General features: G+C 75.7%; 25 protein-coding genes. 5 read left to right on the top strand and 20 right to left on the bottom strand.

The window, feature by feature from the left end:
- Nucleotides 1-21: 21 nt before the first annotated feature.
- From AB0D01_RS27270 to AB0D01_RS27280, 3 genes are read right to left on the bottom strand one after another with little or no spacing between them, the layout of a single operon-like run.
- Nucleotides 22-1,134 (bottom strand): acyl-CoA dehydrogenase family protein, encoded by a 1,113-nt coding sequence (locus tag AB0D01_RS27270; protein ID WP_363059706.1) that lies wholly within the window; start codon nt 1,132-1,134, stop codon nt 22-24.
- Nucleotides 1,131-2,324: an acyl-CoA dehydrogenase family protein gene (locus AB0D01_RS27275; RefSeq protein WP_363059708.1), complete on the bottom strand. Its 1,194-nt coding sequence runs from the start codon at nt 2,322-2,324 to the stop codon at nt 1,131-1,133. The genes AB0D01_RS27270 and AB0D01_RS27275 overlap by 4 nt, the downstream gene beginning before the upstream one ends.
- On the bottom strand, nt 2,321-3,298 hold the full coding sequence (locus tag AB0D01_RS27280) for an NADPH:quinone oxidoreductase family protein (RefSeq protein WP_363059710.1): 978 nt from the start codon (nt 3,296-3,298) through the stop codon (nt 2,321-2,323). The genes AB0D01_RS27275 and AB0D01_RS27280 overlap by 4 nt, the downstream gene beginning before the upstream one ends.
- Before the next feature lie 305 nt (nt 3,299-3,603).
- Here AB0D01_RS27280 and AB0D01_RS27285 point away from each other — a divergent pair, with 305 nt between their 5' ends.
- A complete protein-coding gene (locus AB0D01_RS27285; protein WP_363059712.1) occupies nt 3,604-4,770 on the top strand; it encodes a hypothetical protein in 1,167 nt (388 codons plus the stop codon).
- A gap of 49 nt (nt 4,771-4,819) precedes the next feature.
- Nucleotides 4,820-5,719, top strand: coding sequence for an SDR family oxidoreductase (locus AB0D01_RS27290; protein ID WP_363059714.1), 900 nt, complete (start codon nt 4,820-4,822; stop codon nt 5,717-5,719).
- A 17-nt stretch (nt 5,720-5,736) separates the two neighbouring features.
- Here the strand turns inward: AB0D01_RS27290 and AB0D01_RS27295 are convergent, their stop codons facing one another.
- The 4 genes from AB0D01_RS27295 to AB0D01_RS27310 form a co-directional block, all read right to left on the bottom strand.
- Nucleotides 5,737-6,570: an enoyl-CoA hydratase/isomerase family protein gene (locus AB0D01_RS27295; protein ID WP_363059716.1), complete on the bottom strand. Its 834-nt coding sequence runs from the start codon at nt 6,568-6,570 to the stop codon at nt 5,737-5,739.
- Nucleotides 6,571-6,621: 51 nt separating this feature from the next.
- Nucleotides 6,622-7,386, bottom strand: a complete 765-nt coding sequence (locus AB0D01_RS27300; protein WP_363059718.1) for a PIG-L deacetylase family protein — start codon at nt 7,384-7,386, stop codon at nt 6,622-6,624.
- Between the two features lie 87 nt (nt 7,387-7,473).
- Nucleotides 7,474-8,559, bottom strand: coding sequence for an S-(hydroxymethyl)mycothiol dehydrogenase (locus AB0D01_RS27305; RefSeq protein ID WP_363059720.1), 1,086 nt, complete (start codon nt 8,557-8,559; stop codon nt 7,474-7,476).
- Between the two features lie 78 nt (nt 8,560-8,637).
- Nucleotides 8,638-9,654, bottom strand: coding sequence for a LysR substrate-binding domain-containing protein (locus AB0D01_RS27310; RefSeq protein ID WP_363059722.1), 1,017 nt, complete (start codon nt 9,652-9,654; stop codon nt 8,638-8,640).
- 70 nt (nt 9,655-9,724) lie between these two features.
- Here AB0D01_RS27310 and AB0D01_RS27315 point away from each other — a divergent pair, with 70 nt between their 5' ends.
- The gene (locus tag AB0D01_RS27315; RefSeq protein WP_363059724.1) at nt 9,725-10,807 is read left to right on the top strand and encodes a dihydrodipicolinate synthase family protein; all 1,083 of its coding nucleotides are present in this window, start codon (nt 9,725-9,727) and stop codon (nt 10,805-10,807) included.
- A gap of 358 nt (nt 10,808-11,165) precedes the next feature.
- A complete protein-coding gene (locus tag AB0D01_RS27320; RefSeq protein WP_363059725.1) occupies nt 11,166-11,840 on the top strand; it encodes a LysM peptidoglycan-binding domain-containing protein in 675 nt (224 codons plus the stop codon).
- On the opposite strand, the gene AB0D01_RS27325 is transcribed toward AB0D01_RS27320, so the two are convergent.
- The 8 genes from AB0D01_RS27325 to AB0D01_RS27360 form a co-directional block, all read right to left on the bottom strand.
- Complete coding sequence (locus AB0D01_RS27325) at nt 11,824-12,750, bottom strand: squalene/phytoene synthase family protein (protein ID WP_363059727.1); 927 nt, start codon at nt 12,748-12,750, stop codon at nt 11,824-11,826. The two genes, AB0D01_RS27320 and AB0D01_RS27325, sit on opposite strands and share 17 nt — an antisense overlap.
- Before the next feature lie 107 nt (nt 12,751-12,857).
- Nucleotides 12,858-14,552 carry a serine/threonine-protein kinase gene (locus tag AB0D01_RS27330; protein ID WP_363059729.1) on the bottom strand — a complete coding sequence of 565 codons (1,695 nt, stop codon included), beginning with the start codon at nt 14,550-14,552 and terminating at the stop codon, nt 12,858-12,860.
- A gap of 27 nt (nt 14,553-14,579) precedes the next feature.
- On the bottom strand, nt 14,580-16,304 hold the full coding sequence (locus AB0D01_RS27335) for a peptide-N4-asparagine amidase (protein WP_363059731.1): 1,725 nt from the start codon (nt 16,302-16,304) through the stop codon (nt 14,580-14,582).
- Nucleotides 16,305-16,436: 132 nt separating this feature from the next.
- Nucleotides 16,437-16,922: a ribonuclease E activity regulator RraA gene (gene rraA, locus AB0D01_RS27340; RefSeq protein WP_363059733.1), complete on the bottom strand. Its 486-nt coding sequence runs from the start codon at nt 16,920-16,922 to the stop codon at nt 16,437-16,439.
- A 139-nt stretch (nt 16,923-17,061) separates the two neighbouring features.
- A complete protein-coding gene (locus AB0D01_RS27345; protein ID WP_363059735.1) occupies nt 17,062-17,328 on the bottom strand; it encodes a GlsB/YeaQ/YmgE family stress response membrane protein in 267 nt (88 codons plus the stop codon).
- A gap of 114 nt (nt 17,329-17,442) precedes the next feature.
- On the bottom strand, nt 17,443-17,781 hold the full coding sequence (locus AB0D01_RS27350; protein WP_363059737.1) for a hypothetical protein: 339 nt from the start codon (nt 17,779-17,781) through the stop codon (nt 17,443-17,445).
- Between the two features lie 5 nt (nt 17,782-17,786).
- Complete coding sequence (locus tag AB0D01_RS27355; protein ID WP_363059739.1) at nt 17,787-18,695, bottom strand: DMT family transporter; 909 nt, start codon at nt 18,693-18,695, stop codon at nt 17,787-17,789.
- Nucleotides 18,692-19,633, bottom strand: coding sequence for a phosphatase PAP2 family protein (locus tag AB0D01_RS27360; protein WP_363059741.1), 942 nt, complete (start codon nt 19,631-19,633; stop codon nt 18,692-18,694). The genes AB0D01_RS27355 and AB0D01_RS27360 overlap by 4 nt, the downstream gene beginning before the upstream one ends.
- A 201-nt stretch (nt 19,634-19,834) precedes the next feature.
- Here AB0D01_RS27360 and AB0D01_RS27365 point away from each other — a divergent pair, with 201 nt between their 5' ends.
- Entirely contained in the window at nt 19,835-20,455 is a 621-nt protein-coding gene (locus AB0D01_RS27365; RefSeq protein ID WP_363059743.1) for a TetR/AcrR family transcriptional regulator, read from the top strand.
- Between the two features lie 172 nt (nt 20,456-20,627).
- Here AB0D01_RS27365 and AB0D01_RS27370 read toward each other — a convergent pair whose 3' ends face one another.
- From AB0D01_RS27370 to AB0D01_RS27390, 5 genes are all read right to left on the bottom strand, one after another.
- On the bottom strand, nt 20,628-21,179 hold the full coding sequence (locus tag AB0D01_RS27370) for a TerD family protein (RefSeq protein ID WP_363059745.1): 552 nt from the start codon (nt 21,177-21,179) through the stop codon (nt 20,628-20,630).
- Between the two features lie 199 nt (nt 21,180-21,378).
- On the bottom strand, nt 21,379-22,608 hold the full coding sequence (locus AB0D01_RS27375; protein ID WP_363059747.1) for a VWA-like domain-containing protein: 1,230 nt from the start codon (nt 22,606-22,608) through the stop codon (nt 21,379-21,381).
- Nucleotides 22,609-22,621: 13 nt separating this feature from the next.
- Entirely contained in the window at nt 22,622-23,836 is a 1,215-nt protein-coding gene (locus AB0D01_RS27380; protein ID WP_363059819.1) for an AAA family ATPase, read from the bottom strand.
- The gene (locus tag AB0D01_RS27385; RefSeq protein ID WP_363059749.1) at nt 23,833-25,680 is read right to left on the bottom strand and encodes an ankyrin repeat domain-containing protein; all 1,848 of its coding nucleotides are present in this window, start codon (nt 25,678-25,680) and stop codon (nt 23,833-23,835) included. The genes AB0D01_RS27380 and AB0D01_RS27385 overlap by 4 nt, the downstream gene beginning before the upstream one ends.
- Nucleotides 25,677-26,825 carry a gala protein gene (locus AB0D01_RS27390; protein WP_363059751.1) on the bottom strand — a complete coding sequence of 383 codons (1,149 nt, stop codon included), beginning with the start codon at nt 26,823-26,825 and terminating at the stop codon, nt 25,677-25,679. The genes AB0D01_RS27385 and AB0D01_RS27390 overlap by 4 nt, the downstream gene beginning before the upstream one ends.
- Between the last annotated feature and the right edge of the window lie 11 nt (nt 26,826-26,836).

The raw sequence follows: 26,836 nt of genomic DNA on the forward strand, positions 1-26,836 counted from the left end.
GCGGGGCGGGGTGCTTGTCGTCTACGGGGCGGGGAGCTCCGCGAAGTCCGCGACCAGGCCGCGGTGGTGGCCGGTGGTGCCCAGGGCCAGGGAGTCGGCCTTGGCCCGCTTGAGGTACAGGTGCGCGGGGTGTTCCCAGGTCATGCCGATGCCGCCGTGGAGCTGTACGCACTCCTCGGCCGCGCGGACCGCGACCCCGGAGCAGTGGGCCTGGGCGACCGCGACGGTGAGCGGAGCGTCCGGGGCTCCGGTCGCGAGGGCGTCGGCCGCCGCGCGGGCCGCGGCGCGGGCGGAGGCCACGTCGAGCCAGAGGCGGGCCAGCCGGTGCTTGAGGGCCTGGAAGGAGCCGAGGGGGCGGTTGAACTGGTGGCGGGCGCGCAGGTGGGTGACGGTCTCGGTGAGGCACCACTCGGCGATGCCCAGCTGTTCCGAGGCGAGCAGCCCGGCGGCGGACAGCAGTGCTCCGGCGAGGGCGGCACGGGCGGTGGCGGCGTCCGCCAGCCGGGTGCCGGGGGCCCCGTCGAGGGTGACGCGGGCGAGCGGGCGGGTCAGGTCGAGCGGGACGGCGGGCGTGAGGGTGAGCGCCTCGGCGGGGACGGCGTGCAGTCCGGTGTCGGCGAGGACCAGCAGGACGTCGGCGGCGCGCGCGTCGGCGACGGAGGTCACCGTGCCGGTCAGCAGTCCGTCGCCGGTGTCGTGGACGGGGTGCGGCAGGGGCGCGCCGGGGGCCAGGGTGAGGGGGACGGCGGGGACGCACGTAAGGCGGCCGGCGGCGATCTCGCGGAGCAGGGCGGCCGTGTCGGGGGCGGTGGTGTCACAGCCCAGCAGGATCTCGACGGCCAGGACGGAGCCCGTCAGGTACGGGACGGGGGCCACGGCCCGCCCCAGTTCCTCCAGGACCACGGCGGCCTCCCGGTGGCCGGCGCCCGCGCCGCCGAGCTTCTCGGGCACGAGGAGCCCGGCGGCGCCGATGTCGGCGCCGAGGGTGCGCGAGAGGGCGGCGTCGTAGGGGTCGCCGGTCTCGGCGCGGGCGAGCACGTCCGCGGGGGCGCAGCGGTCCGCGAGCAGGGACCGTACGGCGGAGCGCAGTTCCTCCTCGGTCTCGGAGTAGAGCAGGTCGACCGGTGCCGTCATCGCAGGAGGTCCTTCCACGGGGTGTCCTTGTCGTCGCGGGGTTCGGCGGGCAGGCCGAGGACGCGTTCGGCGACGATGTTGAGGAGGATCTCGCTGGTGCCGCCCTCGATGCTGTTGCCCTTGGCCCGCAGGTAGCGGTACCCGGCGTCGCGGCCGGTGAAGTCGACGATCTCCGGGCGGCGCATCGTCCAGTCCTCGTACAGCAGGCCCTCCTCGGCGAGGAGTTCGACCTCCAGGGAGCTGATCTCCTGGTTCAGGCGGGCGAAGGTCAGCTTCATGCCGCTGCCCTCGGGGCCCGGTCGGCCGGCGGCGAGCTGTTGGCGCAGCCGCTCGCCGGTGAGGCGGGCCACCTCGGCCTCGACCCACAGTTCCAGCAGGCGCTGGTGCAGGGCGTGGGTGCGCAGTTCGGGGCGTTCGCGCCAGGTGGCGGCGAGGGGGGCGATCATGCCGCCCTCGCGGGGGACGCGCATGCCGCCGATCGCGACGCGTTCGTTCATCAGGGTGGTGCGGGCGACGGCCCAGCCCTGGCCCACGGCACCGAGGCGGTGGGCGTCGGGAACGCGGACGCCGGTGAGGAAGACCTCGTTGAACTCGGCCTCGCCGGTGATCTGGCGCAGGGGGCGGACCTCGACGCCGGGGGCGTGCATGTCGCACAGGAAGTAGGTGATGCCCTGGTGCTTGGGCAGGGTGGGGTCGGTGCGGGCGATGAGGATGGCCCAGCGGGCGGTGTGCGCGCTGGAGGTCCACACCTTCTGTCCGTCGACGACCCAGTCGCCGTCGTCCTCGTCGCGGACGGCGCGGGTGGCGAGGGCCGCGAGGTCGGATCCGGCGCCCGGTTCGCTGAAGAGCTGGCACCAGACCTCCTCCCCCGTCCACAGGGGGCGCAGGAAGCGGCGCTTCTGCTCCTCGGTGCCGTAGGCGAGGATCGTCGGCGCGGCCATGCCGAGGCCGATGCCGATGCGGCGCGGGTCGTTGTCGGGGGCCTCGGCGGCCTCCAGTTCGGCGTCCACGACGGCCTGGAGGGTGCGGGGGGCGTCGAGCCCGCCGAGGCCCTCGGGGAAGTGCACCCAGGCGAGTCCGGCGTCGAAGCGCGCCCGCAGGAAGTCGGCGCGGGGGGTGGTCGCGGGCGGGTGCGCGGCGAGCAGGTCCCGTACGCGGGCGAGGAGGGCCTCGGGGGTGGTCGCGGTCATCGGGCGCTCCCCCGCTCCCGGGGCAGGACGAGGACCAGTCGGCCGGTGGTGGCGCCGTCGGCGAGGCGCTGTACGGCGTCGGCGACGGCGGGCAGCGCGATGGTCTCGCTGATCAGGGGTTTGATCGCCCCTTCGGCGGCGAGGCGGGTCAGTTCGCCGTGGCAGGCGGCGATGGCGGCCGGTTCCTTGGCGGCGTAGAGGCCCCAGTGCAGGCCGAGGATGGAGTAGTTCTTGACGAGGGCGTGGTTCAGGGCGGGGGTGGGGACGGTGCCGCCGGCGAAGCCGACGACGACGATGCGCCCCTCGAAGGCCACGCACTTGGCGGAGGCGGTGTAGGAGTCGCCGCCGACGGGGTCGTACACGACGTCGGCGCCGCGGCCGCCGGTGAACTCCTTCACCCGGGAGACGACGTCCTCGGTCGTGCGGTCGACGACCAGGTCGCAGCCGAGTTCCTCGGCGGTGCGCGCCTTGGCCTTGCCCCCGACGACCCCGATGACGGTGGCTCCGGCGGCCTTGCCGAGCTGGACGGCGGCGCTTCCGACGCCGCCGGCCGCGGCGTGCACGAGGAGGGTCTCGCCGGCCCGGAGGCGGGCGCGGCGGTGCAGGCCGAACCAGCCGGTCTGGTAGCCGATGTGCAGGGCGGCGGCCTCGGCGTCGTCCAGGGACTCGGGTGCGGGGAGCAGCGCCCGTTCGGGGGCGACGACGTGCTCGGCGAAGCCGCCGTGGGGCAGGCTGGGGTTGGCGATGACGCGGCGGCCGTCGTCGGTGAGGCCGCAGACCTCCACGCCGGGGGTGAAGGGCAGCGGCGGCCGGATCTGGTACTGGCCCCGTACGAGGAGGGCGTCGGGGAAGTTGAGGTTCGCCGCGAGCACCCTGATCCTCACCTCGCCCTCGCCGGGCACCGGTTCGGGGACCTCCTCCAGGCGCATGGCCTCTCGGGGTTCTCCCAGGGTGTGTACTCGCCATGCCTGCATCCGGGGCCTCCAGCCGCCGTCGAGGGACCACGCTCGGCGGCATACTAAGCGGTCGCTTGCCCCGTTGGGAACCCTGGAGACGGGGACGGGACGGAGGTCGGCCCGGGCGGCGGCTCCCGCACGCCGCCGGGCTCGAAAATCGGACGCGTGAACCAGGGGTGAACACGGGAACGTGGGGATAACATCAACAAGCCGCTGCCACAGGGCATATGACATGACACGGGGGGTCACAGCACGCCCGGAGCCGACCACCGCTCCGGGTGCACGAACGCGCGCCCCCCGCACTTCTCAGGGGGATCCACACCATGACCCACACCCTCGGCCGCCGGGCCGCCGTCACGGCCGCCGCGGCCGTCGTCCTCGCCGGGATCGTCACCGCCGCCGGCCCCGCCTCCGCGGCCACGCCGGGCGCGCCCGCCGCGTGCACCCCGTCCGTCGACGTCCTGCCCTCCCTCCCGGGCCGCAGCGGCGGCGAGGCCCGCGCCTTCGGCGCGAACGCGCTCGTCGCGGGCGACAGCGGACGGCTGCCCGTCTACTGGACCGGCCCCGAGCACACCCCGCACGCCGTACCGCTCCCGGAGGGCTTCCAGGAGGGCCTGGTCACGGACGTCAACGCCAAGGGTCTGATGGTGGGTTCGGTCACCCGCACCTCGGACGGCGCCACCGCCGCCTTCACCTACCGGCAGGGCGCGGCCGCGGTGCAGCTGATCACGGCCGTCTCCACGCGCAGCGGCGCGGCGAACGTCAACGACGCCGGCCACGTGGTGGCCCTGGACGACGGCGTCGCCAAGGAGTGGGTCGACGGGAAGGTGGTCCGGGAGCTGCCCGTCCCCGCGGACGCGCACCCGAGCGCCAGGATCGTCTCCGTGAGCGGCATCAACAAGCGCGGCGACATCGTCGGCACGGCGCACTCGGAGTACTACGACGCCGCGAACGACGAGACGGTCAGCAAGACCTTCCCCGTCGTCTGGCCCGCCGGCGGCGGCTACCCGCCCTACAGCCTCCAGATCTGGAACGAGGGCCACTGGTCGTGGGCCTCGTACGCGCGGGACATCGACAACAACGGCCGCGTCGTCGGCTACGAGCACTACGGCTGGCGCGACGACCAGCAGCGCACCCCCGCCCTGTGGAAGAAGCCCTACGACGCCCTGCCCACCAGCCCCGGCAAGGTCGCGGGCTACAAGCAGCTCACGCTGGAGGCGATCAGCCCGAGCACCAACGTGAGCGTCGGCACCGCCATGACCTTCGAGGAGGGCTTCGCCCAGTACACGCAGGCCGCCCTCTGGTCGGGCAAGGGCGCCCCGCTCGCGCTGCCCCACCCGGCCGGCGCGGACCGGTACGCGCGCAGCAGCGCGCGCACCGTCAGCGACGACGACCGCGTCGGCGGCACCTACTGGGACATGAGCACGGTCTCCGGCGGCCCCCTCGTCTGGAACTGCGCGAGCCGGCAGGCGTACGCCCCGCAGGGCTGATCCCGACCGGGGCATGGAGATCTCGGCCTCCACGCGCTATCGATGCCCCATGACGGACGACACCCCGCGCGGGCTGCCCGCGCCGCCCCCGCTCGGCGCCACCGCCCTGCCCGCCGGTACCTACGCGGGACAGGTGGTCCTGGTGACCGGCGGTGGCACCGGGCTGGGCAAGGCCATCGCCGCCGAGTTCGCCCGGCTCGGCGCGGGCGTGGTCGTCGCGGGCCGCCGGGCGGAGCGGCTGGAGCGCGCCCGCGCGGAGTTGGCGGCGGTGCCGGGCGCGGGCCCGGTCGCCGCCGCCGTCTGCGACGTCCGCGACCCGGAGCGGGTCGCGGAGGTCTTCGACGCCGCCGAGGGCGCGCTCGGGCGTCCCGACGTCCTGGTGAACAACGCGGCGGCCAACTTCCCCTGCCCGGCGGAGGACCTGTCCCCCAACGCCTGGCGGGCGGTGGTGGACACCACGCTCACCGGAACCTGGTTCGCCACCCGCGAGTTCGGCCGCCGCCACCTCGCGGCCGGCACGCCGGGGGCGATCGTCAGCGTGGGCGCCTCGTACGCGTGGACCGGCGGCCCCGGCTTCGCCCACAGCGCCGCCGCCAAGGCCGGCGTGAAGAACCTGGTGGAGACGCTCGCCGTCGAGTGGGGCCCGTACGGGATCCGGATCAACGCACTGGTGCCCGGGCTGTTCCCGCACGACGACATGACCGAGGACATCCGCGGCGGCCTCGCCCGCGCTCCCGGCGGGGACCACGCCGCCCGACAGCCCGCCCTGCGGGTCGGCGTACCGCGCGAGTTGGGCTGGGCCGCGACCTTCCTGGCCTCCCCCTACGCCCGGTTCGTCACCGGGCACACCCTGGTCGTCGACGGGGCGAACTGGCAGCGCAGGGCGCTGGTCCAGCCCGAGGTGGTGCCGGTGCGCGAGCAGCTGGGGCGCGGCCGGTTCACCCCGTAGGCCCTCGCCGGGGGTGCTCAGGCCCCCTTGAAGCGGGGTGTCCTGCGGCTCGCGCCGGCGCCGTACCCCTCCCGGCAGTCCTCGGAGGTGAGGGTGAGGGCGGCGTTCATGGCGACCCCGTCGAGGGCGGCGGGCAGGGCGGCGTCGACGTAGGAGTCGACGGCCCTCTTGATGCCCTGCACCGCGAGGGGGGCGTTCGCCGCGATCTCGGCCGCGAGGGCGCGCGCGGTGGCGTCCAGCTCGGCTCCGGGTACGCGCAGTTGGACGAGGCCCAGTCGCTCCGCGGTCGCGGCGTCGATCCTGCGGCCGGTCAGGGCCAGCAGCTTGGCCCAGCCGGCGCCCGCCTCCCGGGCGACGCGCAGGTCACCGCCCGCGTCCACGGCCACCCCGAGCCGGGCCTCGGGCAGGGCGAAGACGGCGTCCTCGGCGGCGACGCGGACGTCAGCCATCAGAGCCAGCTCGAAGCCGAAGCCGAGGCAGTGGCCCTGCACCGCGGCGACGACGGGTTGGGGCAAGCGGGAGAGGACCGCGAAGCGTTCGTGGACCCAGCGGATGCCCTCGTAGTAGTTGCGGGTCCGCTGCGCGGCGGAGTCGCCCGTGATGGCCCCGCCGGGCGCGGTCACGTCGATGCCCGCACAGAAGGACCGCCCCTCCGCGCGCAGCAGCACCACGCGCGCGGAGGGGTCGAAGCGGATCCGGTCGGCCAGCAGGCCGAGCTGGCGGGTGGACTCCCAGCTCCACCCGTTGAGCTTCTCCGGGCGGCACAGGGTGAGGACGGCGATCCCGTCCGCGACCTCCAGGCGCAGGCGTTCCTCGCCCTCGGCGATCTCCGTGGTGACCGTGTCGATCATCGCGTGCCCCCCGAACCGGAATTGACGGACCGTCAGCCTAGGGCGGGCCGGTCAGCGGGGGAAGACCTCGAACGGCACCGCCGGACGGCCGCCGAAGCGGGCCGCGGCCTGCTGCGCGTTGCCCGTCAGGAAGGTCCGTACGTACTCCTCGGGGTCCTGGTCGGTCAGCACCTCGATGTAGGCCTTGTGTTCCAGCAGGGACTTCACCGACCGTTCCAGGCCGGGCCCGGCGTCGGCGGCGTGCGTGGGGGTGGAGGAGCCCGCGACCGCGACCCAGCGCACCCCGTTCCACGGCTGGAGGCCCTGCTCGGAGATCAGCTCGGGGAAGATCCACCGGTTGCCGGCGTCGGCCGCCGCGTCCAGGGTGGCGCGGCCGACGGCGCGGTGGTCGGGGGTGTTCCAGGCCCCGCCGCCCCCCTGACCGCCCCAGGTGTCACGGTGGTTCAGGGTGACGACCAGCTCGGGACGGTGGCGCCGGATGGCGGCCGCGATGTCCCGGCGCAGGTCGAGACCGTACTCGACGATCCCGTCGCGGTGGTCGAGGAACTCCACCGTGGACACCCCGACGACCGCCGCGCTCGCGCGCTGTTCGGCCTCGCGCAGCGGGGCGCAGGCCGCCGGGTCGACGGTGTCGATGCCGGCCTCGCCCCGGGTGGCGAGGACGTAGACGACCTCGCGGCCGCCGTCGGTCCAGTCGGCGACGGCCGCCGCGCAGCCGTACTCCAGGTCGTCGGGGTGGGCCACCACCGCGAGGGCGCGCTCCCAGTCGGTGGGCATCGGCTGCAAGGGGGCCTGCTCGTCAGCTCTTTCACTCATGAACCGCACAATAGGCGACCGGGCGGACGGGGACGGGCGACGCCCCCGCCCGACCCCGGTCCGGCCGGCGGCCCCGGCGCAGCGCTCTCAGAAGGTGACGACCGAACGGAGCACCTCGCCGCGCTCCATGCGGGCGAAGGCCTCCTCGACCCCGTCGAGGGGGATGGTCTCCGAGACGAACGCGTCCAGGTCGAGGCGACCCTGGAGGTAGAGGTCGACCAGCAGCGGGAAGTCCCGCTCGGGCAGACAGTCCCCGTACCAGGAGGACTTCAGCGCGCCGCCGCGTCCGAAGACGTCGAGGAGGGGGAGTTCGAGCTTCATGTCCGGCGTGGGGACGCCGACCAGGACCACCGTGCCCGCCAGGTCGCGGGCGTAGAAGGCCTGCCGGTAGGTCTCGGGCCGGCCGACGGCCTCGATGACCACGTCGGCGCCGTTGCCGCCGGTCAGGGCCTGGATCGCCTTGACCACGTCCTCGGTGCGCGCGTTCACCGTGTCGGTGGCGCCCAGGCCGCGCGCCCACTCCAGCTTCCGCTCGTCCAGGTCGACGGCGATGATCTTCGAAGCGCCCGCGAGCCGCGCGCCGGCGACCGCCGCGTTGCCCACGCCCCCGCAGCCGATCACGGCCACCGAGTCACCGCGGCCGACGTTGCCCGTGTTCAGGGCGGCACCGAGGCCGGCCATCACCCCGCAGCCGAGGAGTCCGGCGGCGGCCGGCGAGGCCGCCGGGTCCACCTTGGTGCACTGCCCGGCGGCGACCAGCGTCTTCTCGGCGAAGGCCCCGATGCCCAGCGCCGGGGAGAGCGGCGTGCCGTCCTCCAGGGTCATGGGCTGCACGGCGTTGTGCGTGGCGAAGCAGTACCAGGGACGGCCCCTGCGACACGCCCGACAGGTGCCGCACACCGCGCGCCAGTTGAGGACGACGAAGTCGCCCGGGGCGACCGAGGTGACGTCCGGGCCGACGGACTCGACGACACCGGCCGCCTCGTGGCCGAGGAGGAAGGGGAACTCGTCGTTGATGCCGCCCTCGCGGTAGTGCAGGTCGGTGTGACAGACCCCGCAGGCCTGGATCTTGACGAGGGCTTCGCCCGGGCCCGGATCGGGCACGAGGATGGTCGTCGTCTCCACCGGTGCGCCCTTGCTCCGCGCGATGACGCCCCGTACGCGATGTGTCACGTCGTTCCCCACTCTGAAGGTTCGGAATCGGTCTGGATCATCGAACGTACACGGACGTCGCGCCGGGCGGGAGTCGCGTCACGCCTCGGGGCGCGGCGTGGCCGGATCGGGTGGCAGGACGGCCCGCAGGGCGCGCGCGAAGGCGGCCACGGCGGGGTGTCCGCCGGACCCCGCGCGGCAGGCGATCTTCGTACGGCGCTCCATGCGCAGGCGGGTGAGGGTGACGGCGGGATCCGCCGGGTCCGTCACCCCCAGGCGCGGTACGACGGCCACGCCCTGCCCGGCGGCGACCAGGGCGAGGACGGTGGCGAACTCGTCGACCTGGTGGCGCACGCGGGGGGTGAACCCGGCCGCCTGGCAGGCCCGTACGGTCATGGCGTGGCAGAGCGTGCCGGTGGTGGCGGTGATCCACGGAGCGTCGCGCCGGGCGCGCAGCACCGCGTCCTGGTGGAGGGGGGCGGGGTCGGGGTCGGGGGCGGGGTCCCGCTCCGGCGGGTCGGTGGGGAGGTCGGGGAGGTCGGGGAGCGGTGCGCCGTCGGCCGGCGTGCCGTCGAACGGGGCACCCGCGGGCTCGGCGAGGTACATCGCCTCCACGTAGAGCGGGCGGGTGGCCAGCCCAGGCTCCGGCGGCGTGGGCACGAAGTCGTACTCGTGGACCAGGGCCACGTCCAGTTCCCCGGCCCGCAGCGCGTGCGCCACCCCCGCCGGGTCGATCTCGCGGACCATCGGCTCCAGCCCCGGGTGGCGGCGGGCCAGGTGGGTGAGGGCCGCGGGAACGATGGCCCGGGTCGCGGTGGGGAAGGCGCCGACGCGCAGCACCCCGGCCAGGCCGCTGCGCGCCTGCGCGAGTTCGGCCTCGGCCCGCTCCAGCCGCTCCAGCACGACCTCGGCGTGCCCGACCAGGTGCAGCCCGGCCGGGGTGAGCCGGACCGTGCGGCCGGTGCGTTCCAACAGGGGCAGACCGGCCTCGCGCTCCAGGGCGGAGAGCTGTTGGGAGACGGCGGAGGGGCTGAAGGCAAGGGCCTCGGCCACGGCGGCGATGGTGCCGCGGCGGGAGAGTTCCCGCAGGAGCCGCAGGCGGCGTACGTCGAGCATCGGCTCAGCTTACGGTTCGGTGAAGGAAAGCGAACTGGATTCGACGCTCGGCAGCGACGAGGCTCGTCCCATGCGACAGGACACACAGCAGACCCGAACCCCCCGAGACACCCGAGAGACCCGCGACACCCGGAAGGCACGGGACACCCGCGACGCCCGACCCGCACGGCACGCCAGGAACCGCCGGGCGGGCGCACCGGTCCTCGACGGGATCCACGTCCCCCTCGTCACCCCCTTCGCCGCCGACGGGAGCGTGGCCGTCGACGCGCTGGAGGCGCTCGCCCACCGGGTCCTCGACGCGGGCGCGTCCGGGATCGTGGCGCTCGGGACCACCGCCGAGAGCGCCGCGCTGGAGGAGGCGGAGCGGGAGGCGGTGACGGAGGTCTGCGCCCGCGTCTGCCGGGAGCGGGACGCCCCGCTCGTCGTGGGCGCGGGGGCCGCCTCGACGGCGGCGGGTGAGGCGGCCCTCGCGCGGCTGGCGCGCCGGCCGGAGGTACGGGCGGCTCTGGTGACGGTGCCGTCGTTCGTGCGGCCCTCGGAGGCGGGGGTGCTGGCCCATTTCGCGCGGCTGGCGGAGGTGAGCCCCGTACCGCTGATCGTCTATCACATCCCCTACCGGACGGCGCGGTCGCTGGACGCGACGACCCTGCGGGCGCTGGGGGCCCTGCCCGGGGTCGTGGGAATGAAGTACGCGGGCGGCGGGATCGACGCGGACACGGTGGCGCTGCTCGGTGACCTGCCGGACGACTTCGCGGTGCTGGCCGGTGACGACGCCTACCTGTCCCCGTTGCTGGCGATGGGCGCGAGCGGCGGGATCCTCGCCTCGGCGCACCTGGCGACCCGGCGGTTCGTGGAGTTGGTGGAGGCCTGGCGGGTCGGCGACCTCCCCCGGGCCCGACCCCTGGGGCACGCGCTGGCCCGGCTGTCGGCGGCGGCCTTCGCGGAGCCGAACCCGGCGGTGACGAAGGGGGTGCTGCACGCGCGGGGCCTGATCCCGACCCCGGACGTCCGCCTGCCGCTGCTGCCGGCCTCGGGGGCGGCCGTGACGGCGGCCCTGGAGGTCCTGGAAGTCCTGGAAGCAGGCGAGGGCCGTGAGGTCCGCGAGGTTCGTGATGCCCACGAGGTCGGCACGGTCGAGCGGAATGGTGCATGATGGGCGTTTTGATCCGATCGCACCGGTAGCCCGAATCGGGCGCATCGGGGGGTGAATTGACCCTATTGCGGGCCCTCTTCGCCAAACCCGCCGAACCCATGATGTGGGTCACACCGAAGCAGTCAACATCATTTCGTCGAAAAGGCCGATTCCCTTTCACCGGAAAGGGAATCGGCTTTTTCGCGCGGACCGCCCCAAGGTCATTTGAAGGGGCATCCACGGGAAGTCGATCTCCCGGTGGAATTCGTGTCTTGTTCCGGCCCGGAACACTCGCCTACGGTCACCTCACTCCCGGCGGCCGATTGCCGAATCCGGCCGCCGCCGGGCTCTCCCGTACCCCCACGTGAGGAGCTGCGCCATGCCCGCAAAGGGTAAGCACCGCCGGCCGAAGCAGAACCCGATCGCCCGCCGCCTGGCTCTCGCCGGAACGGGTGGAGCCGCCCTCGCCCTCCCGTTGATCGGCGCGAACCCGGCCGGAGCGGTGGAGGCCGCGGCGGCGCCCACCACCTATTCCGTGGTCGCGGGAGACACCCTCTCGAAGATCGCGGCGGAGCACTCCGTCTCCGGCGGCTGGCAGGGGCTGTACGCCGCCAACAAGGGCGTGGTCGGGGACAATCCGTCGGTGATCCGCCCCGGGATCAAGCTGGCGCTCGGTACCGCCGCGAAGGCCGCCGGTGCGGCGCAGGCGGCCGCGAAGCCCGCCGACGCCTACCCCGACAACCTCGACGGCTGGATCCGCGAGTCCCTCGACGTGATGAGCCGGCACGGAATTCCCGGAAGCTACAACGGAATCCACCGCAACGTGATGCGCGAGTCCTCGGGCAACCCGATGGCGATCAACAACTGGGACTCCAACGCGGCCGCCGGAATTCCCTCCAAGGGCCTCCTCCAGGTGATCGACCCGACGTTCCGCGCCTATCACGTCCCCGGAACGCCGATGGACTCCTACGATCCCGTCGCCAACATCACGGCGGCCTGCAATTACGCCGCGGCCCGCTACGGCTCGATCGACAACGTCAACGGGCCGTACTGACCGCAGCGGCACTCCGCCCGGTCCGGGCGCGCAGGAGGGTCCGCAACGGCGCCACCAGCCCGTAGCCGACGTCCTCGCGCAGCGCGCCCGCGCCAGCCTTCTCCACGGCCGTCAGCTGGTGCTCCATCAGCTCGGTCATGGCCCGGACCACCGGCCGCAGTCCCGGTTCGGTGAGGTCCAGGATCCCCGCACCGGCCGCCAGGGCCGTCCGGGCCCGCCCGCACTCCGCCGCCAACAGCCCCCGTACGGCGGGGGTGTCACGGCCCCCCTCCAGGTCCGCGCGGGTCACCGCGTGCTCGTCGAGGCGGGCACGCGGAAGGCACAACCGCCCCTCGGCGAGGTCCCCGGCGAGGTCGGCGAGGAAGTCCACCCGCTGGGCGGCGTCCACGAAGGCGCGCCATCCCCGCGCCTGCGCGGCGTCGGGGCCTCCCCGGTACTGCAGACCGGTGAAGACGAGCACCCCCGGCCAGGCGTAGGCGTCGAGGTACGCCTGGAAGTCCGCCTCGTCGGCGAAGCCGTCGAAGGCCGCCTCGGCTCCGGCGGCGCCCTCCAGGAACCGGGTGACCCACCGGTGCGGAAGTCCCCTGGTGGCCACGGCGTGCGCGTAGGCCCGCAGCAGCGGGTCCGGGCTGTCCCCGGTGGCCAGGGCCGCCTCGGTCCGTTCGGTCAACTCCGCGAGTCCGGCGGCCCGCTGCGCGGGGGTGCCGGTCTCGGCCACGTCGTCGACCAGGTTCATGAAGGCCAGCCCGGCCGCGAGCCACGGCACCAGCGAGGGCTCGGCCAGCAGGCGCAGGGTGACGTAGGGGGCCGGGTCCCTGCGCAGGACGCGACGCGCGGCGCGCGTGTAGTCCTCGCGCAACCCGGGCGCCGATATGCCGGCGCGGGTGAGGGTGGTGCGCCAGGTGGGCACGGTGGGCTGCTCCTCGCACGGTGTGGGTCGTTGCGGGCCCGTGGGCCCGTGGTCCCGGTGGGCTCCGGGGTCCCTGCGGGCTCGTGGTCTCTGTGGGCCTCGTGGGATCAGGACTTGTAGGTCTTCCTCACCTTGCCGTCGGTTCCGGCGAGGACGTAGCCGCCCTGTCCGTACGCGTCGCTCAGGTAGGCCCGCATGGCGGGGAGGTTGTCCATCATCCAGGGGTCGACGATCACGTACCGCGAGGTCGGCCGCTCCACCCCGAGCTCCGTGCGCGCCGCTTCCAGGAGCCCGGGCAGTGCGTTCCAGTCGACGGTGGACATGTCGATGACGGGATCGTCCTCGTCGACGGTCCCGTCGGGCCCGGTGCGGCGGGTCGCGCCGCCCCGGTACTCCCAGCCGTCGAGGGTGCGGGCCCCGGGGGCGGTGGGCACCTTGGCCAGCACGTAGCCGGGGTAGATCCGCAGGTCGGCGAAGGTGGTGGTGCCGGTCGCCCGGCGCAGGGCGTCGAGGGCGTCGCGGACCCCGGCCGGGGTGAGGAGGTCCGTGTCGGCCGCGGCGACGGCGCCCGCGCCCGTGCCGGGGACCCCGGTGCGCACGGCGGAGGAGGGCGTGGCCGACGCGGCCGGCGGGGCGGACGCGGTGCGGCCCGGCTTCGCCTCGTCGTCCGTGTCCGCTCCCCCGTCGGGCAGCAGGCGCAGGAGCCCCGTGACGCCGCCGGCGAGCACGAGGACGGCCACCGCGGCCCACAGGGCCGCCTTCCGGGGCCGGGAGGCGCGCGCCGGCGCCGACGCGCCGACGAGGGTGCCCGCGCCCGGGGCGGCCCCCTGGCCCAGGACCGAGGTCGGGGCGTACGTCGGGCCGTACGCGGGGACGGCGTACGGGGTGGACGGGGCGTACGGGGTCGCCGCCGGCGGCGGGTACCCGTACCCGCCGGGCGGGGCGGTCCCGCCGAGAGCGGCGCCCGCCTCCCGGAGCAGCGCCTCCAGCGCGGCGCCGTCGGGTCGCGCGTCCGTGTCCCGTACGAGGACCCGCTCCAGTACGGGCCCCAGCGGGCCCGAACGCACCGGGGCCGGGATCGGCTCGTCGAGGATGGCCACCACGGTCGCCAGGCTGGTGGCGCGGCGCAGCGGGTGGGTCCCCTCCGCGGCCACGTACAGCATCATCCCGAGCGACCACAGGTCGGAGGCGGCGAGTCCCTCCTCGCCCCGGGCGCGTTCGGGCGCGATGTACTCCGGGGAGCCGATCAGCACGCCGGTGGAGGTGAGGGCGGTGGAGCCGTGCAGGGCGGCGATGCCGAAGTCGGTGAGCACCGCCGCCCCGTCGGGACGCAGCAGGACGTTGGCCGGTTTCACGTCCCGGTGGAGCACGCCCTCGGCGTGCGCGGCGCGCAGCGCCGACAGCACGTCGAGTCCCAGCCGCACCACCTCGGCCGGGGGCATCGGCCCCTCGGCGAGCCGGTCGGCGAGGGAGCCGCCCTTGACCAGTTCCATCACGATCCAGGGGTGCCCGTCGGCCTCGGCGGGGGGTTCGACGATGTGGTGGATGGTCACCACGTTCGGGTGGGCCAGGCGGGCGAGGGCGCGGGCTTCGCGGACGGCCCGTTCGCGCAGTTGGACGGCGAGTTCGGGTTGGGCGGCGGCGGTGGCGGGGTCCGGAGGGCGCACCTCCTTGAGGGCGACCTCGCGGTGCAGTGCGATGTCGCGGGCACGCCACACCGTGCCCATACCGCCGCTCCCCAGCGGAGCGATCAGTTCGAAACGTCCGTCGACCAGCCGTCTGTCGGCCTCACTCGTGTCCATGGGCGGTCATCGTAGGCGCCGCCTGTGTCAGCAACGACGGCGGTCCGCCGTCACCGTGCCCTGGGCGGTGGTCACCGTACGGTCGTAACAGCCGCCGCCCGCCTCGGAGCCGTACTCCTGGTGGCGAGCGGTGGTGGTGCCGACGGCGTGCCGCTGGTCGCGGGGGACGTTCGTGGTGTAGGTGGCGTCGCCCGTGTACCGGTCGTCGAGGCGGGTGCGGTCCAGGGGCCTGCCGCCGCGCAGGGTGACGGTCTCGGCCCGGTCGCCCAGGGACAGCACGGTGCGCAGGCGGTCGCCGGCGCCGAGGGTGGTCTCGCCGTCCATCGTGTACGTGCGCGCGGTGCGGGTGGTGGTGTTGCCCCGGGTGACCTCCTCGCCGTCGGTCCACTCGGCGGCGAGGGCGTCGCGGGTCTCGCCGTCGGTCCAGCGGTGGGTGGAGTCGGCGCGGACCTCGCGGGTGACGGTGGTGGTGACCCGGCCCCGGGAGGTGTTCAGGTACCCGGCGGTGGTGAGTCGGTGGGCCCCCTCGGTGTCGAGGCGGTGCTCGGTGCCGGGGGTCCAGCGGGAGTGGCCGCTCGGAGCGGTCTCCTCGTGGCGGGTCAGGGCTCCGGTGACGATCCGGCGTCCGGGGTCCCGGTCGATCAGCAGGTTGGTGGGGGTGCTCCAGCCGCTCTGTCCGGCGGGTACTCCGGCGACGGTCACCTCGACGCGGTGGGGGCGGCCGTCGTTGAGGAGGGCGGCGTAGGGGGTGAGGTCGTAGCGGATCGGCCGGACGTCGAAGGCGCGCGGGCCGGGGGTGACGTACCAGAGGAAGGGGTTGGACCAGCCTCCGGTCCAGACGGTGGGGAAGGGCGCGGCGATGCCGGCGAGCCGGCCGTCCACGTGGACGCGGACCTCGCGGTGGGGTCCGTCGGCCGCCTTGCAGGAGTAGGGGGCGGCGTCGGGGACGGTCATGTACCAGTACTCCTCGCAGCCGCCGCCGGATCCGGTGGCGTACACCTCGGCGACGATCCGCTCGGTGTTGCGCGGGGTGGTGACGGTGGGTCCGGTGAGCGGGATGACCAGGTCGGGGGTGTCGGCGGGGCCGACGGGTCCCTCGGCGGCGAAGAAGGTGAGGGTGACCGTGACGTCGATCACGCCCGTGTAGGTGGCGTCGACGACGTTGCCGATCAGCATCTCCACCGGCTGCGGGCGGCTGAGGGTGTCGCGGTAGCGGGTGACGTCCTTCTCGACGGACCAGGTGATGCCGTCCGGGGAGGGCTGCGGGGTGGAGGTGCGCAGGATCTCCACCCCGCCGAGGGTGAGGTTGCCCAGTCGGTCGTACTGGCGGCCCTTGACGTTGCCGTCGAGGCGCAGGACGACCTTGGCCCAGGGTCCCGCGGCGCAGTCGGCGGGCGGCGCGTACTCGCCCCGGTAGGGGGTGAAGTCGCGGAAGCTCGCGCGGGCCAGGGTGAGCGTGCAGGAACGCGTCGCGGGCCGGGTCACGGGCGGGGCCGCGGTGAGGGGGTCGTGCCAGTCGGTGCCGAACTCGGCGGGCGGTACGGGGTCGCCCGCGGCGGGGGCGCCGGCGGCGCGCTCGCCGGGGACGGGGGCTTCCGGAACGGGCCCGCCCGTGGCGCGCTCGCCCTGGACGGCCGCCCGGGGGGTCGGGCCGTCGTGCGCGCCGGCCGCCGCCGGTGCCGCGCCGGCGGTCAGGGCGCCCGCGGCGAGGGTGAGCGCGCCGAGCAGGCCCGTGATCCTGTGTCGTCTCATGGGCCCGCAGTGAAGCCCGGCGGGGGCGGCCGCCGCCAGGGCCCGGCAGGGGGACCTGGCGGGTTCTCGACCCCGCCAGGTCCCGTCCCGGCGCCGTTCCGCGCCCCGCCGACGTCGGCGCGCCGCGCCGCGTCAGTGGCCGGCGGGCAGCACCACGACGCCGTCCTCGTCCGCGTACACGGTGTCGCCGGGGCGGAAGGTGACCCCGCCGATGGTGACGGGTTCGTCGACGGTGCCCGCGCCGGTCTTGCCGCTCTTGCGGGGGCAGGTGCCGAGCGCCTGGACGCCCAGGTCGAGCCCGCCGAGGGCGACGCTGTCGCGGACGGCTCCGTTGACGATCAGCCCGGCCCAGCCGGAGCGCAGGGCGGCGCCGGCGATGAGGTCGCCGACCAGGGCGGTGCGCAGCGAGCCGCCGCCGTCGACGACGAGGACGGCGCCGTCGCCGGGGGTGTGGAGGAGTTCGCGCAGCAGGGCGTTGTCCTCGTGGCAGCGGACGGTGCGCACGGGTCCGGCGAACAGCCGGCGGCCGCCGATGGTCCGGAAGGCGGTGGCGCAGATGCCGAGGTCCTCGCCGTACTCGTCGTAGAGGTCGGCGGTGGGGACGGGGGTGGTGCTCATGGTTCGGGATCCTCCCGGCTGGTACGTCGCGCCGCGGCCCAGCGTAGGCGGTGCGGGGCGCGGCCGGCGGTACGGGGAGGGGTGGATCCGCAGGTGGCGGGGGGCGGGCGGGGCCGGACGGGGGCAGACGGGGGCGGGCTCAGTCGCGGGAGTTGCCGAAGAGGATCCGGTAGCCGATGAGCAGGACGAGTGAGCCCGCGATGGCCGAGCCCCAGGTGGCCAGGTCGAAGAACTGGGTCTGGACGGGGCGGTCGAGGAACTTCGCGGAGAGCCAGCCGCCGAGGAAGGAGCCGGCGACTCCGATGAGGGTGGTGCCGATGGCGCCGCCCGGGTCGCGGCCGGGCAGCAGGAGCTTGGCTATGGCTCCCGCGAGGAGTCCGAGGATGATCCAGCCGATGATGCCCATGGTGTTCCGTTCCGTTCGCTCGTGCGCGTCCTTCGCGTCCTTCTGTCACCGATCAGGACGCCGGCAGGGGGCGAAACGGTTCTGGGGCGGTGCCCGGAGGGCCTCCCCCGTCGGCTACGCGCGGCGGGTGGACGCCGCGCGGAGCAGGAGCGTGACGGCGACCGCCCCGGCGGCGACGGCCCCGGTGGTGGCGAAGCCGCCCCGGGAACGGCAGGAGAGGAACGAGCGCGAGGACTGCACGGAGAACCCGGACGCGAGGCTCAGCCAGGAGCCCACGGAGGCGACGGAGAGGCCGGATCCGACGGAGACGGCGGAGAGCACGCTGCCGACGGAGCCCACGGACAGGGCGGAGCCCACCGAGCCGATGGACAGGACCGAGCCCACCGAGCCGATCGAGAGCACGGAGTCCTTGGACCACAGGGAGAGGAACGACGGGTCGCGGTAGTGAGCCATGTCGATCAGGCTGTCACACGGCCGGCCGGTACGGGCGCTCCCGACGGAACCGGCACGGCGGATCGGGCGGCGACCGGCGCCGGCCCCGTCGGGGAACCGGTCGGCGTACGGGTGAGCAGCAGGACCCCCCGGGTCGCCGCGAGGGCGCCGGCCACGGCGAGCAGGATCCCGAGCGCGCCCCCGTGGAGGCGTTCCCCGAGCAGGATCATGCCGATGGCGGCGGCGGCCAGCGGGTTGGCGAGGTTGACGACGGCGAGCGGGGCCCCGAGCCCGCCCCGGTAGGCGCGCTGCGAGAGCAGCATCCCGCCGACGGCGAACACGACCACGAGCAGGGCCACGGAGACCACCCGGACGCTGAACAGCGAGCCGCCCCGGCCGCCCGCGACGGCGACGGTCTGGGTCAGGGCGGAGGCGACGGCGGAGGCCAGCCCGGAGGCGGTGGCGTGGCGCAGTCCGGAGCGGGGGTCCTTGCGGGCTGTGAGGAGCAGGATCGCGGCGACGGTGGCTCCGGACACGGCGAGGGCCTCGGCCAGGGTGAGGGTGTCGTCGGGGGCGGGGCCGGAGGCGGGCAGCAGGAGCAGGCCGAGGCCGACGACGGTGGCCAGGGTGCCGCGCCACTCGGTGGCCGCGACCCGTCGCCCGGCGCCGCGCGCGCCCAGCGGGACGGCGGCGACGAGGGTGAGCGCGCCGAGGGGCTGGACCAGGGTCAGCGGGCCGTAGCGCAGGGCCGCGGCGTGCAGCAGGGCCGCGGCGGCGTTCAGTCCGGCGGACCACCACCAGGCTCCGTTGCCGAGGAGGGCGCGGGCGCTGCGGGCGGTGGCGCGGCGGGCGAGCCGCTCCTGGGCGACGGCGGCCGCCGCGTAGGTGACGGCGGAGGCGAGGCAGAGGGCCACGGCGAGGACGGTGGCGTTCATCGGCCGGCTCCGGCGGAGGAGGCGAGGCGGGACGCCGGATCCGCGGCCCGGGCCGGATCCCCGACCGCGACCGGGTCCGGGTCCGGGTCCGGGTCCGCGTAAGGATCCCCGACCGCGACCGGCGGCGGCACCCTCGGGGCCGCGACCGGTACCGGGGCGCGGTCCGCGGGCGGTCGCGGGCCAAACGGGTCGCGCGGCGGCGCGCTGGTCGGGCGCGGCACCAGCAGGAGGGCCGCGCCCAGCAGCAGGCCGGCCACGATCGCGTCGAGCCAGTAGTGGTTGGCGGTGCCGACGACCACGAGCAGGGTCACCAGGGGGTGCAGCAGCCACAGGAGGCGCAGGCGGGAGCGCGTCGCCGCGATCATGCCGAGCGCCAGCATCAGCGCCCAGCCGAAGTGCAGCGAGGGCATGGCGGCGAACTGGTTGGCGAGCCGGTCGGCGTCCGGGGCGGCCTGGTAGACGGTGGGCCCGTAGACCTGTCCGGTGTCGATCAGGTGGGCGGCGTCCAGCATCCGCGGGGGTGCGAGCGGGAAGGCCAGGTGGAGGGCGAGGGCTACGCCGGTGAGGGCGGTGAGCACCCTGCGGGTCCACAGGTAGTGGCGGGGTCGGCGCAGGTAGAGCCAGATCAGGAACAGGGCGGTCGCCGGGAAGTGCACGGCCGCGTAGTAGGTGTTCGCGGTGTGGACGAGGGCGTCGGAGTGGAGCAGCAGCCGTTGGACGGCGCCCTCCCCCGGCAGGCGCAGGGTCCGTTCGGCGTCCCAGACGCGGGCGGCGTTGCGGAACGCCTCTTCGGTACGGCCCGTGGAGAACGCCCGGCCCGCCTTGTAGACGGCGAACAGGCCCCCGACGAGCAGCAGCTCGCGCAGGAGCCGGCGGCGGGCGTCCCGGCGCCCGGCTCCGGCGGCCGGTCGGTCCGGTGTGGTGTGGGAGGTGGTCATCCCCCGGTCTCACTTCTTTCGGTGCGGCTGCTTCGGGGTGGTCCGCCGGCGAGGCCGTCGGTCCGGATCACCTCTCCATCGACACGCCAGTGTATCGATACATTCCCGTATCGATACGCGCGTGTACCGATGAGCTCCGGTTGGCCGTACACTCGGAGCACGGACCCACCCCGTCCCGGAGCCCGAGGAGTGCCCCCGCCCATGACGTCGACGCCGCAGGTCACCGCGCGCCGCTCCAAGATCTCGCCGGAGCGCGAGCAGGAGTTCTACGACGCCGTCCTGGAGCAGTTGCGCGAGCACGGGTACGAGGCGCTCACGATGGAGGGCGTCGCCGCCCGCGCCAGCTGCGGCAAGTCGACGCTCTACCGGCAGTGGAAGACCAAGCCCCGGCTGGTCGCGGCCGCCCTGCGCGCGAGCCGCAGCGATCGTTCGCTGGCCGACGTGGACACCGGCAGCCTCGTGGGCGACCTGCGGGAGGCGGCCCGGATCGCGGCCTGCACCTCGGGGCGCGACACCCGGCTGACGCAGGCCCTCGGGCACGCCGTGCTCAGCGACGAGGAACTCCAGGGCGCGCTGCGCGAGGCGCTGGTGGAGCCCGAACTGACCGCGTTCGCCGCGATCGTGGCGCGGGCCGTGGCCCGGGGTGAGATCACCGCGGACCATCCGGCGGTGGAGTTCCTCCCGGCGCAGCTGATGGGCGTCCTGCGGATCCGCCCCGTGCTGGAGGGCCGCTACGCGGACACCGACTACCTGGTCAGGTTCGTCGACGTGGCCCTGTTGCCCGCCCTCGGCATCACGCCCGAGGCCGTACGGGCCACCTGAACCGGTGGGCCGCCGTCCACGATGACCGGACGGCGACCCGCTCGCGCTGCCTCGTGGGGACGGCGGCAGCGCGCCACCGGACGGGGTGGCGGTCACTCCCGAGCAGGGTGACCGCCGCCCGGTCCGGACGGCTTCCTCCCCGGCAAAGCCGACCCCGAGGCCGGTCCCGGGATCAGGCGCGGGCGGCGCCCATGACCCGGGTGAACTCGTGCGCGTCCGCCTCGAAGCCCCGGGGGCGCGCCTCCTCCAGCGTCCAGCCGCCCGAGTCCTCGCGCGTGAACTCGGCGACGGTGGCCGCCGTGGCGTCCGCCACCTCGGCGAAGTCCGTCGTCGCGAGGTCCTCGTAGCCGGCGCGGACGCGCAACCCCGTGCCGGGCACGGCCGCGAACGGCTTGCGCCGCGGCGCCGGCCCGCCGGCCCCCGCGTCCTGTATCACCACGCCGACGACGACCCGGCCCGCCCCGGACGCCATCCGGTCCAGCTCGATCACCATCACCTCGTCGAAGCCGAAGCCCTGCCCGGTCCGACTGTCCCGGCTCAGGGTGATGGTGCCGTCCGGGGACCGGCTGCCGAAGTGCACGAGGTGGACGGGCTCGCCGTGCGGGTCGGCGCTCGCGTACACCGCGGCGACGAGGTCCAGGTCGTGCGGGGGCTCGCCGGCCGCGCTGGGGTCCCAGCGCAAAGCGATCTCCACCCTGGTCAGGCCCTTGCGTACTCCACTCACCGAACTCCCCCTCCACCGCGGCCGGTTCCGGCCGCCTCGCCCGGCCATGCTGTCACGACCCCGGGACGGGCGGGCGGATCACCGTACGATCCCGGCCGGCTCGTACCCGGCTCCGCCGGCCGGGGGCCGGAACCGCGCGCCGCTCATCGCGCCGCGCTCACCGGTCCGCGCTCACGCACCGGGCATCACGCGCCGGGGGTCACGCGCCGGGGGTCACGCGCACGGTCTCCACCCACGCCGGCGGCGCCGGGGCGTCCGCCCCGATCAGGGCGGCGATCAGGCGGCAGGAGGCGGGCTCGTCCGGCCAGGGCGTGTGCCCGTCGGTCAGCACGACCACGATGTTCGGCCGGTCGGGGACGGCCAGCGCCGCGGCGATGCCCACGCGCATGTCGGTGCCGCCGCCCCCGGCGAGACGCACCTCCGCGGCGCTGGTCACCCGCCTCACGGCCCGTACGTCGGCGTCGCAGGCCAGCACCGCGACCCGGTTGCCCCGTACCCCGACCTCGCGCAGGACGCCGGTCACCTCGCCCAGTGCAGCGGCCAGCTCGGCTTCGCCCATGGACCCGGAGGTGTCGACGACGATCGCGACCCGCGGCAGCGGCCTGCGCAGGCTCGGCAGCACCACCCGGCCGCCGAGGGCGGGCGTACGGCGCGAGGGGCGCCGGTAGGTGTAGTCGACCGCGCCGGCGGACCAGGCGGCGGCCTCCCGCACCGCCCCGGACAGCGCGCGGCGCCAGTCGACGACGGGCTCCAGCACCTCCTCCGCCCAGCGCAGCCACCCGGCCGGGAGGCTGCCCCGGGAACGCCGGTGGGCGCGCATCGCCTGGGCGGTCTGCCGGCGCAGCGCCTGCGCCTCCGCGGGTCCCAGCCGCGGCGGATCCCCGCTCCGGTCCCCGGGCGCGCCATCGCCGAGCTCCCACGGGGCGGCGATCCCGTGCGCGCCCGACCCGCAGTCGACGCCGTGCGGCGGGGTGCGGGGGACGGCCGGGAGGTAGCCCTCGAACAGGCCGCCCGCGGGCAGGCCGAACAGCCGCGGCTCCATCCGGCCGGCGGGCAGCGCCAGCCCGTCGGCCAGGAGGTCGTCGTTGATCTCGCAGTCCTGGGCGATGTTGACGCGGACCGGATCTCCCTGGTCGGCCGCCGGGAGGCGGTCGGCGCGGGCGTGGTGGTCGCGCAGCAGGTGCGCGACCTCGTGGATCCACACCCCGCTGAGCTCGACGACCGGGGTGCGGGCGACGAACGCCGGCGAGACGTAGCAGCGCCAGTGCCGGTCGACGCCCATGGTCCCCACGCCGCCGGGGCCCGGGGAGGGCACCACCGTGAGCGCGTACAGGGCCGAGGCCAGGTACGGGCGGGCCTCGGCCGCCGCGTAGCGGGCGGCGAGCAGCTTGGCCCGGTCGAAAACGGGGGGCGGTTCGTCGCCCGGCACGGCGTCCGGTCCCTCAGCGGGGGCCGGGCAGGGACCCGGCCAGACTCAGGATTTCGACGAACGCGTCGATGCCCGCGGGCACCGCCCAGGCCGGTTCGCGCAGCGCGGCGAGGTCGGCGGCGGCCCGTGCGGCCACGTCCGGTACGCCCGCGTCGACGGCCTTGGCGAGGACCACCCAGCCGGCCTCCCACCGGGAGCGCGTCGGGTCGGCCTGGACGGCGGCCACCACCGCGATGAGGAAGGCCAGTTGACGGTCGCCGCGCGTGGGCAGGGCGAAGGCGTCCGGGTCGGCCAGCACCTTCTCGGGGTCGGGCAGGTCGAGGTGCTCCAGGTAGGTGAGCAGCTCCAGGCCCGCTCCGTCGCCGACGGCCCCGGTGAGGGCGGCGGACAGGGCCTCGCCGCTCGCGCCGGCGGCGTAACCGGTGGCCAGCAGGCGCAGCGCCATCTCCCAGGTGCGCGGGGAGGGCCAGGCCCGGCCGCGTCCCTCGGCGTCGTTCGGCAGGTGGTGGACCAGGCCGGGGCGGGCGGAGAGGAAGCCGGAGACCACGCCCCGGGCGCGGGCGGCGGCGCCGGCGGCGCGGCGCGGGTCGACGGTGGGCAGGGCGACCTCGGGCCAGGTCCCGGCCATGCCGCGGGCGACCGTGCGCGGGTCGTGCGTCCATTCGAGGTGGACGAAGCGGTTGGCGAGCGGCGGGCTGAGGTGCCAGCCGTCGGCCGCGCTCGACGGCGGGTTGGCCGCCGCGACGATGCGTACGGAGGCGGGCAGTTCGAGGCTGCCGACGCGTCGTTCGAGCACCACGCGCAGCAGGGCGGCCTGGACGGCGGGCGGGGCGGAGGACAGTTCGTCGAAGAACAGCAGTCCGTGCCCGGTGCGGGCCAGGCGCACCGCCCAGTCCGGCGGGGCCATGGGGACGCCGGTCGTGGCCGGGTCGTCGCCGACGACGGGGAGCCCCGCGAAGTCGGAGGGCTCGTGGACACTGGCGATCACCGTCTCCAGTCCGACGCCGAGGGCGGCGGCGAGCCGCTCCATCCCGGCGGACTTGCCGATGCCGGGCTCGCCCCACAGCAGGACGGGCTGATTGGCCGTCACCGCGAGCGCCAGAGCCTCCAGTCGGGGGTTCTCGGCCGGTTCGGTACGGGTCTCGCCCAGGCGGGCGTTGAGGGCGTCGGCGGCGGCCAGCGCCCCCGCCGGCCCCGCGGCTCCCGCCGTCGTGGTGCCGCCCGTCAGCCCTCCTCCCACAGCTCCTCCTCCGGTTCCGGTTCGTAGCCGTCGCTCTCGTTCTCGCGCCGGTACTCGTCGTCTCGTTCGTCCATGTACTCGTCGAAGTCGGGGGATCCGATGTCCGGGTGCCCGGCCTCCACCAGCTCCCGCAGGAAGGCCAGATCGGTGCGCCGGTAGCGGCGGGCGATCTGGGGCAGGCTGAGGCCCTCCTCGTCGGTGACGTCGACACGGGCGCCGGCGTCGATCAGCGCGCGGACCAGGGCGGGGGCGCCGCCGTGGTGGACGGCGGACAGCAGCGGGGTGCGGCCGGCGCGGTCGTGGTCCTCCAGGCCGAGGCCGACCCCCAGCAGCCTGGGCAGCAGTTCCTCGTGGTCGAGGAGGTACAGGACGTGCAACAGGCCCTGGCCGCGTCCGTTGCGCACGCGCGGGTCGACGCCCGCGTCCAGCAGGGCCAGTACGCCGGGGGCGTCGCCGTGCTGGGCGCGCTCGAACAGGTCCTGCCGCTCCTCGCGCAGGGCGCGCGGCAGCCTGCCCTCGCCCGAGGTCCAGGCCCGCTCGGCGGCGAAGCAGCCGGCGACGACCCCGCCGAAGGCCCGCAGGGCGCGCTCGCGCCGCCGCTCCTCGTCGGTGTGCGGGATGGCGAGGCCGTCGGCCCGGGCCCGTACCTCGTGCCAGACGCCGAGGCAGCGCACCCGGACGGGCCGGGGCGCGGTGGGCCCCGCCGGACCCGTGGCGGGGCCGGAACCCGGGAAGAGGGAGGCGGCGACGAGCGGGTGCAGCTCGGTGGGGGCGAGGCGGCCGGCCCGCACCAGCTGGAGGTCGGGCAGCGGACGCCAGGCGTGCTCGGGCAGCGGCGCGAGCGCGCGCAGCTCCTCGGATCCGGCGGTGCGGGCGCGGACCGTGTCGCCCGCGCCGGGTCCGGTGACCTCCACGAGCAGTCCGTCGCGCCAGTCCGGGGCGAGGCGGAACCGGTCGCCCAGACCGGCCGCGGCGAGCAGGCGCGCCTCGTGGGCCAGGCGGGACAGGTCCACGCGGCCCGAGGCGAGCGCGTCCTCCAGGTGCACGACGCCGTACGAGCGCCACTCGTCCGCGGGCTTGTCCAGGTCGGCCTCGATCCCGGCCGCGGCGAAGGCCTCCACGAGGTGGGCGCGGGAGCCGGCGCGGGACTGGAGGACCGCGATCCACTCGGTCCTGGCGGCCGGGTCCCCGGGGCCGGGGTCGCCTGTGGCCAGGGCGTCGGCGGGGAGCGGGGTCCCGTCGGGGGCGAAGAAGGGCAGCCGGTCCGCGCCGCCGCCCGCGGCGCGGGTGCGCAGGTCGGGCGCGTGGCGGACGTCCCACAGGTGCCGGGCGGTGCTCCAGTCCACGGTGGTCACGCGGGCGTAGGGGTTGGCGTCGGGGACGGGGACGAAGGGGCCGCACTCCAGCCGCAGCCGCTGGGGGCCGTCCACCATGCCGTAGGTGCGCACGTACAGGGACGGTACGCCCCGGCCCGGCCGGCCGGGGCCGCCGTCCGGCCCGTAGTGGGCGAGCAGGATCCGCTGGTCCGGGACCAGGGTCGTACGTCCGCCCAGGACCCGGGGCAGGTGCCAGCGCAGCAGGTCGGGGGCGAGGTGGCGCAGGTCCTCCAGGACCGCGTCGGCGACGGCGCGCCCGTGGCGGGCGGCGAGGGCGGCCGGTTCCAGGGCCACGTCCACGGCGGCGGCCGCGCAGGCGGCGCGCCAGTCCCCGGCCTCCCGGTGCGCGCCGGCCGCTTCGATCATCCAGCCGGGCACGGCGTAGCGGCGCACGCGGCGCACGCTGCCGAGTTCCTCGGACGAGGGGGTGCCGGGCGGGGCGGGGCGACGGGTCACCGGTACACGCTCCCGATGGCCCGCAGGTCGGGGTGGGAGGCGCCGGCGGGGCGCAGGCGCTCGGTGAAGGAGCGTTTCACCCGGCGGGGCAGTCCGGGGCCGAGGCCCACGTGCTCCAGGGGGCAGTCGTCGGGCAGCGCGGCCAACAGCCCCTTGGCGCCGCGCCCGGTGAGGCCGGTGTGGCTCAGTTCCAGGCGGCGCAGCGGGCTGCCGGGGAGTGCGGCGGCCAGGGCGTACGCCCCTTCGTCGCCGGTGTCGTTGCCGGCGGAGCCGAGGCTGCGCTCGGACGGGGCCCGCCCGAGGTCCAGGGCTTCGATGCCGCCGAGCGCTTCGGCCAGGGCGCGGGCGCCGGCGGGGCCGATGCCGTTGCCGCCGAGACCGAGTCGGACCGGGCGCGCGGGTCCCGCCGCGGCGGCCGCCTCGGCGAGGACGGCGACGCCCTCGTCGCCGAGGTGGTTGGCGGGGGCGTACAGCTCGCGGACCCCGGCGTCGCGGACGAGGGCGGCGAGCAGCGGTGCGGCCTCGGGGGTGAGGCCGTTGCCGCCGAGGAAGATCCGCTCCAGGGGTGCTTCGCGGGTCAGGAGGGCGTCGAGGAGCAGGCGTACGCCGTCGGCGCCGATGCCGGTGTTGACCAGGTCGAGGGTGCGCAGCGCGGTGTTGCGGCGCAGGAGGGCCGCGAGGGTGCGGGCGCCGTCCTCGAAGAGGGGGTTGCGCTTGAGCCACAGGGCGCGGACGGTGGTGTCCTCGGCGAGGGCGGCGGCCAGGGCGAGGACCCCGTCGGCGCCGATGCGGTTGCAGCCGAGGTAGAGGGTGTGGATCCCGTGGGAGTCCGCGGCCGCGAGCGCGTCGGCCAGGGTGCGCGCGCCTTCGTCCGTCAGGGCGTTGGTGCCGAGGAGCAGGTGCGCGGCGTGCGGGGAGGCGACGGCGACGGGCAGCAGGCGGGCCGCGCCCGCCGGGCCGAGTCCCTGCTTGCACAGGTCGACGCGGCCGTCGGGGCGCAGGGTGCCGAGCGGGAAGGTCTCGTCGGCTTCGAGGGGCAGGTCCCGGGCGAGGCGCGCGAGGAGCGGGGCGAGGTCGGCCGGGTCGGCGAGCGGCAGGTCGGGGTGCTCGATCGCGGGGCACCGTACGGGCGTCGGCCGTGTCATCACCACTCCAC

The organism is Streptomyces sp. NPDC048606 (assembly GCF_040650855.1).
Lineage (GTDB): Bacteria > Actinomycetota > Actinomycetes > Streptomycetales > Streptomycetaceae > Streptomyces.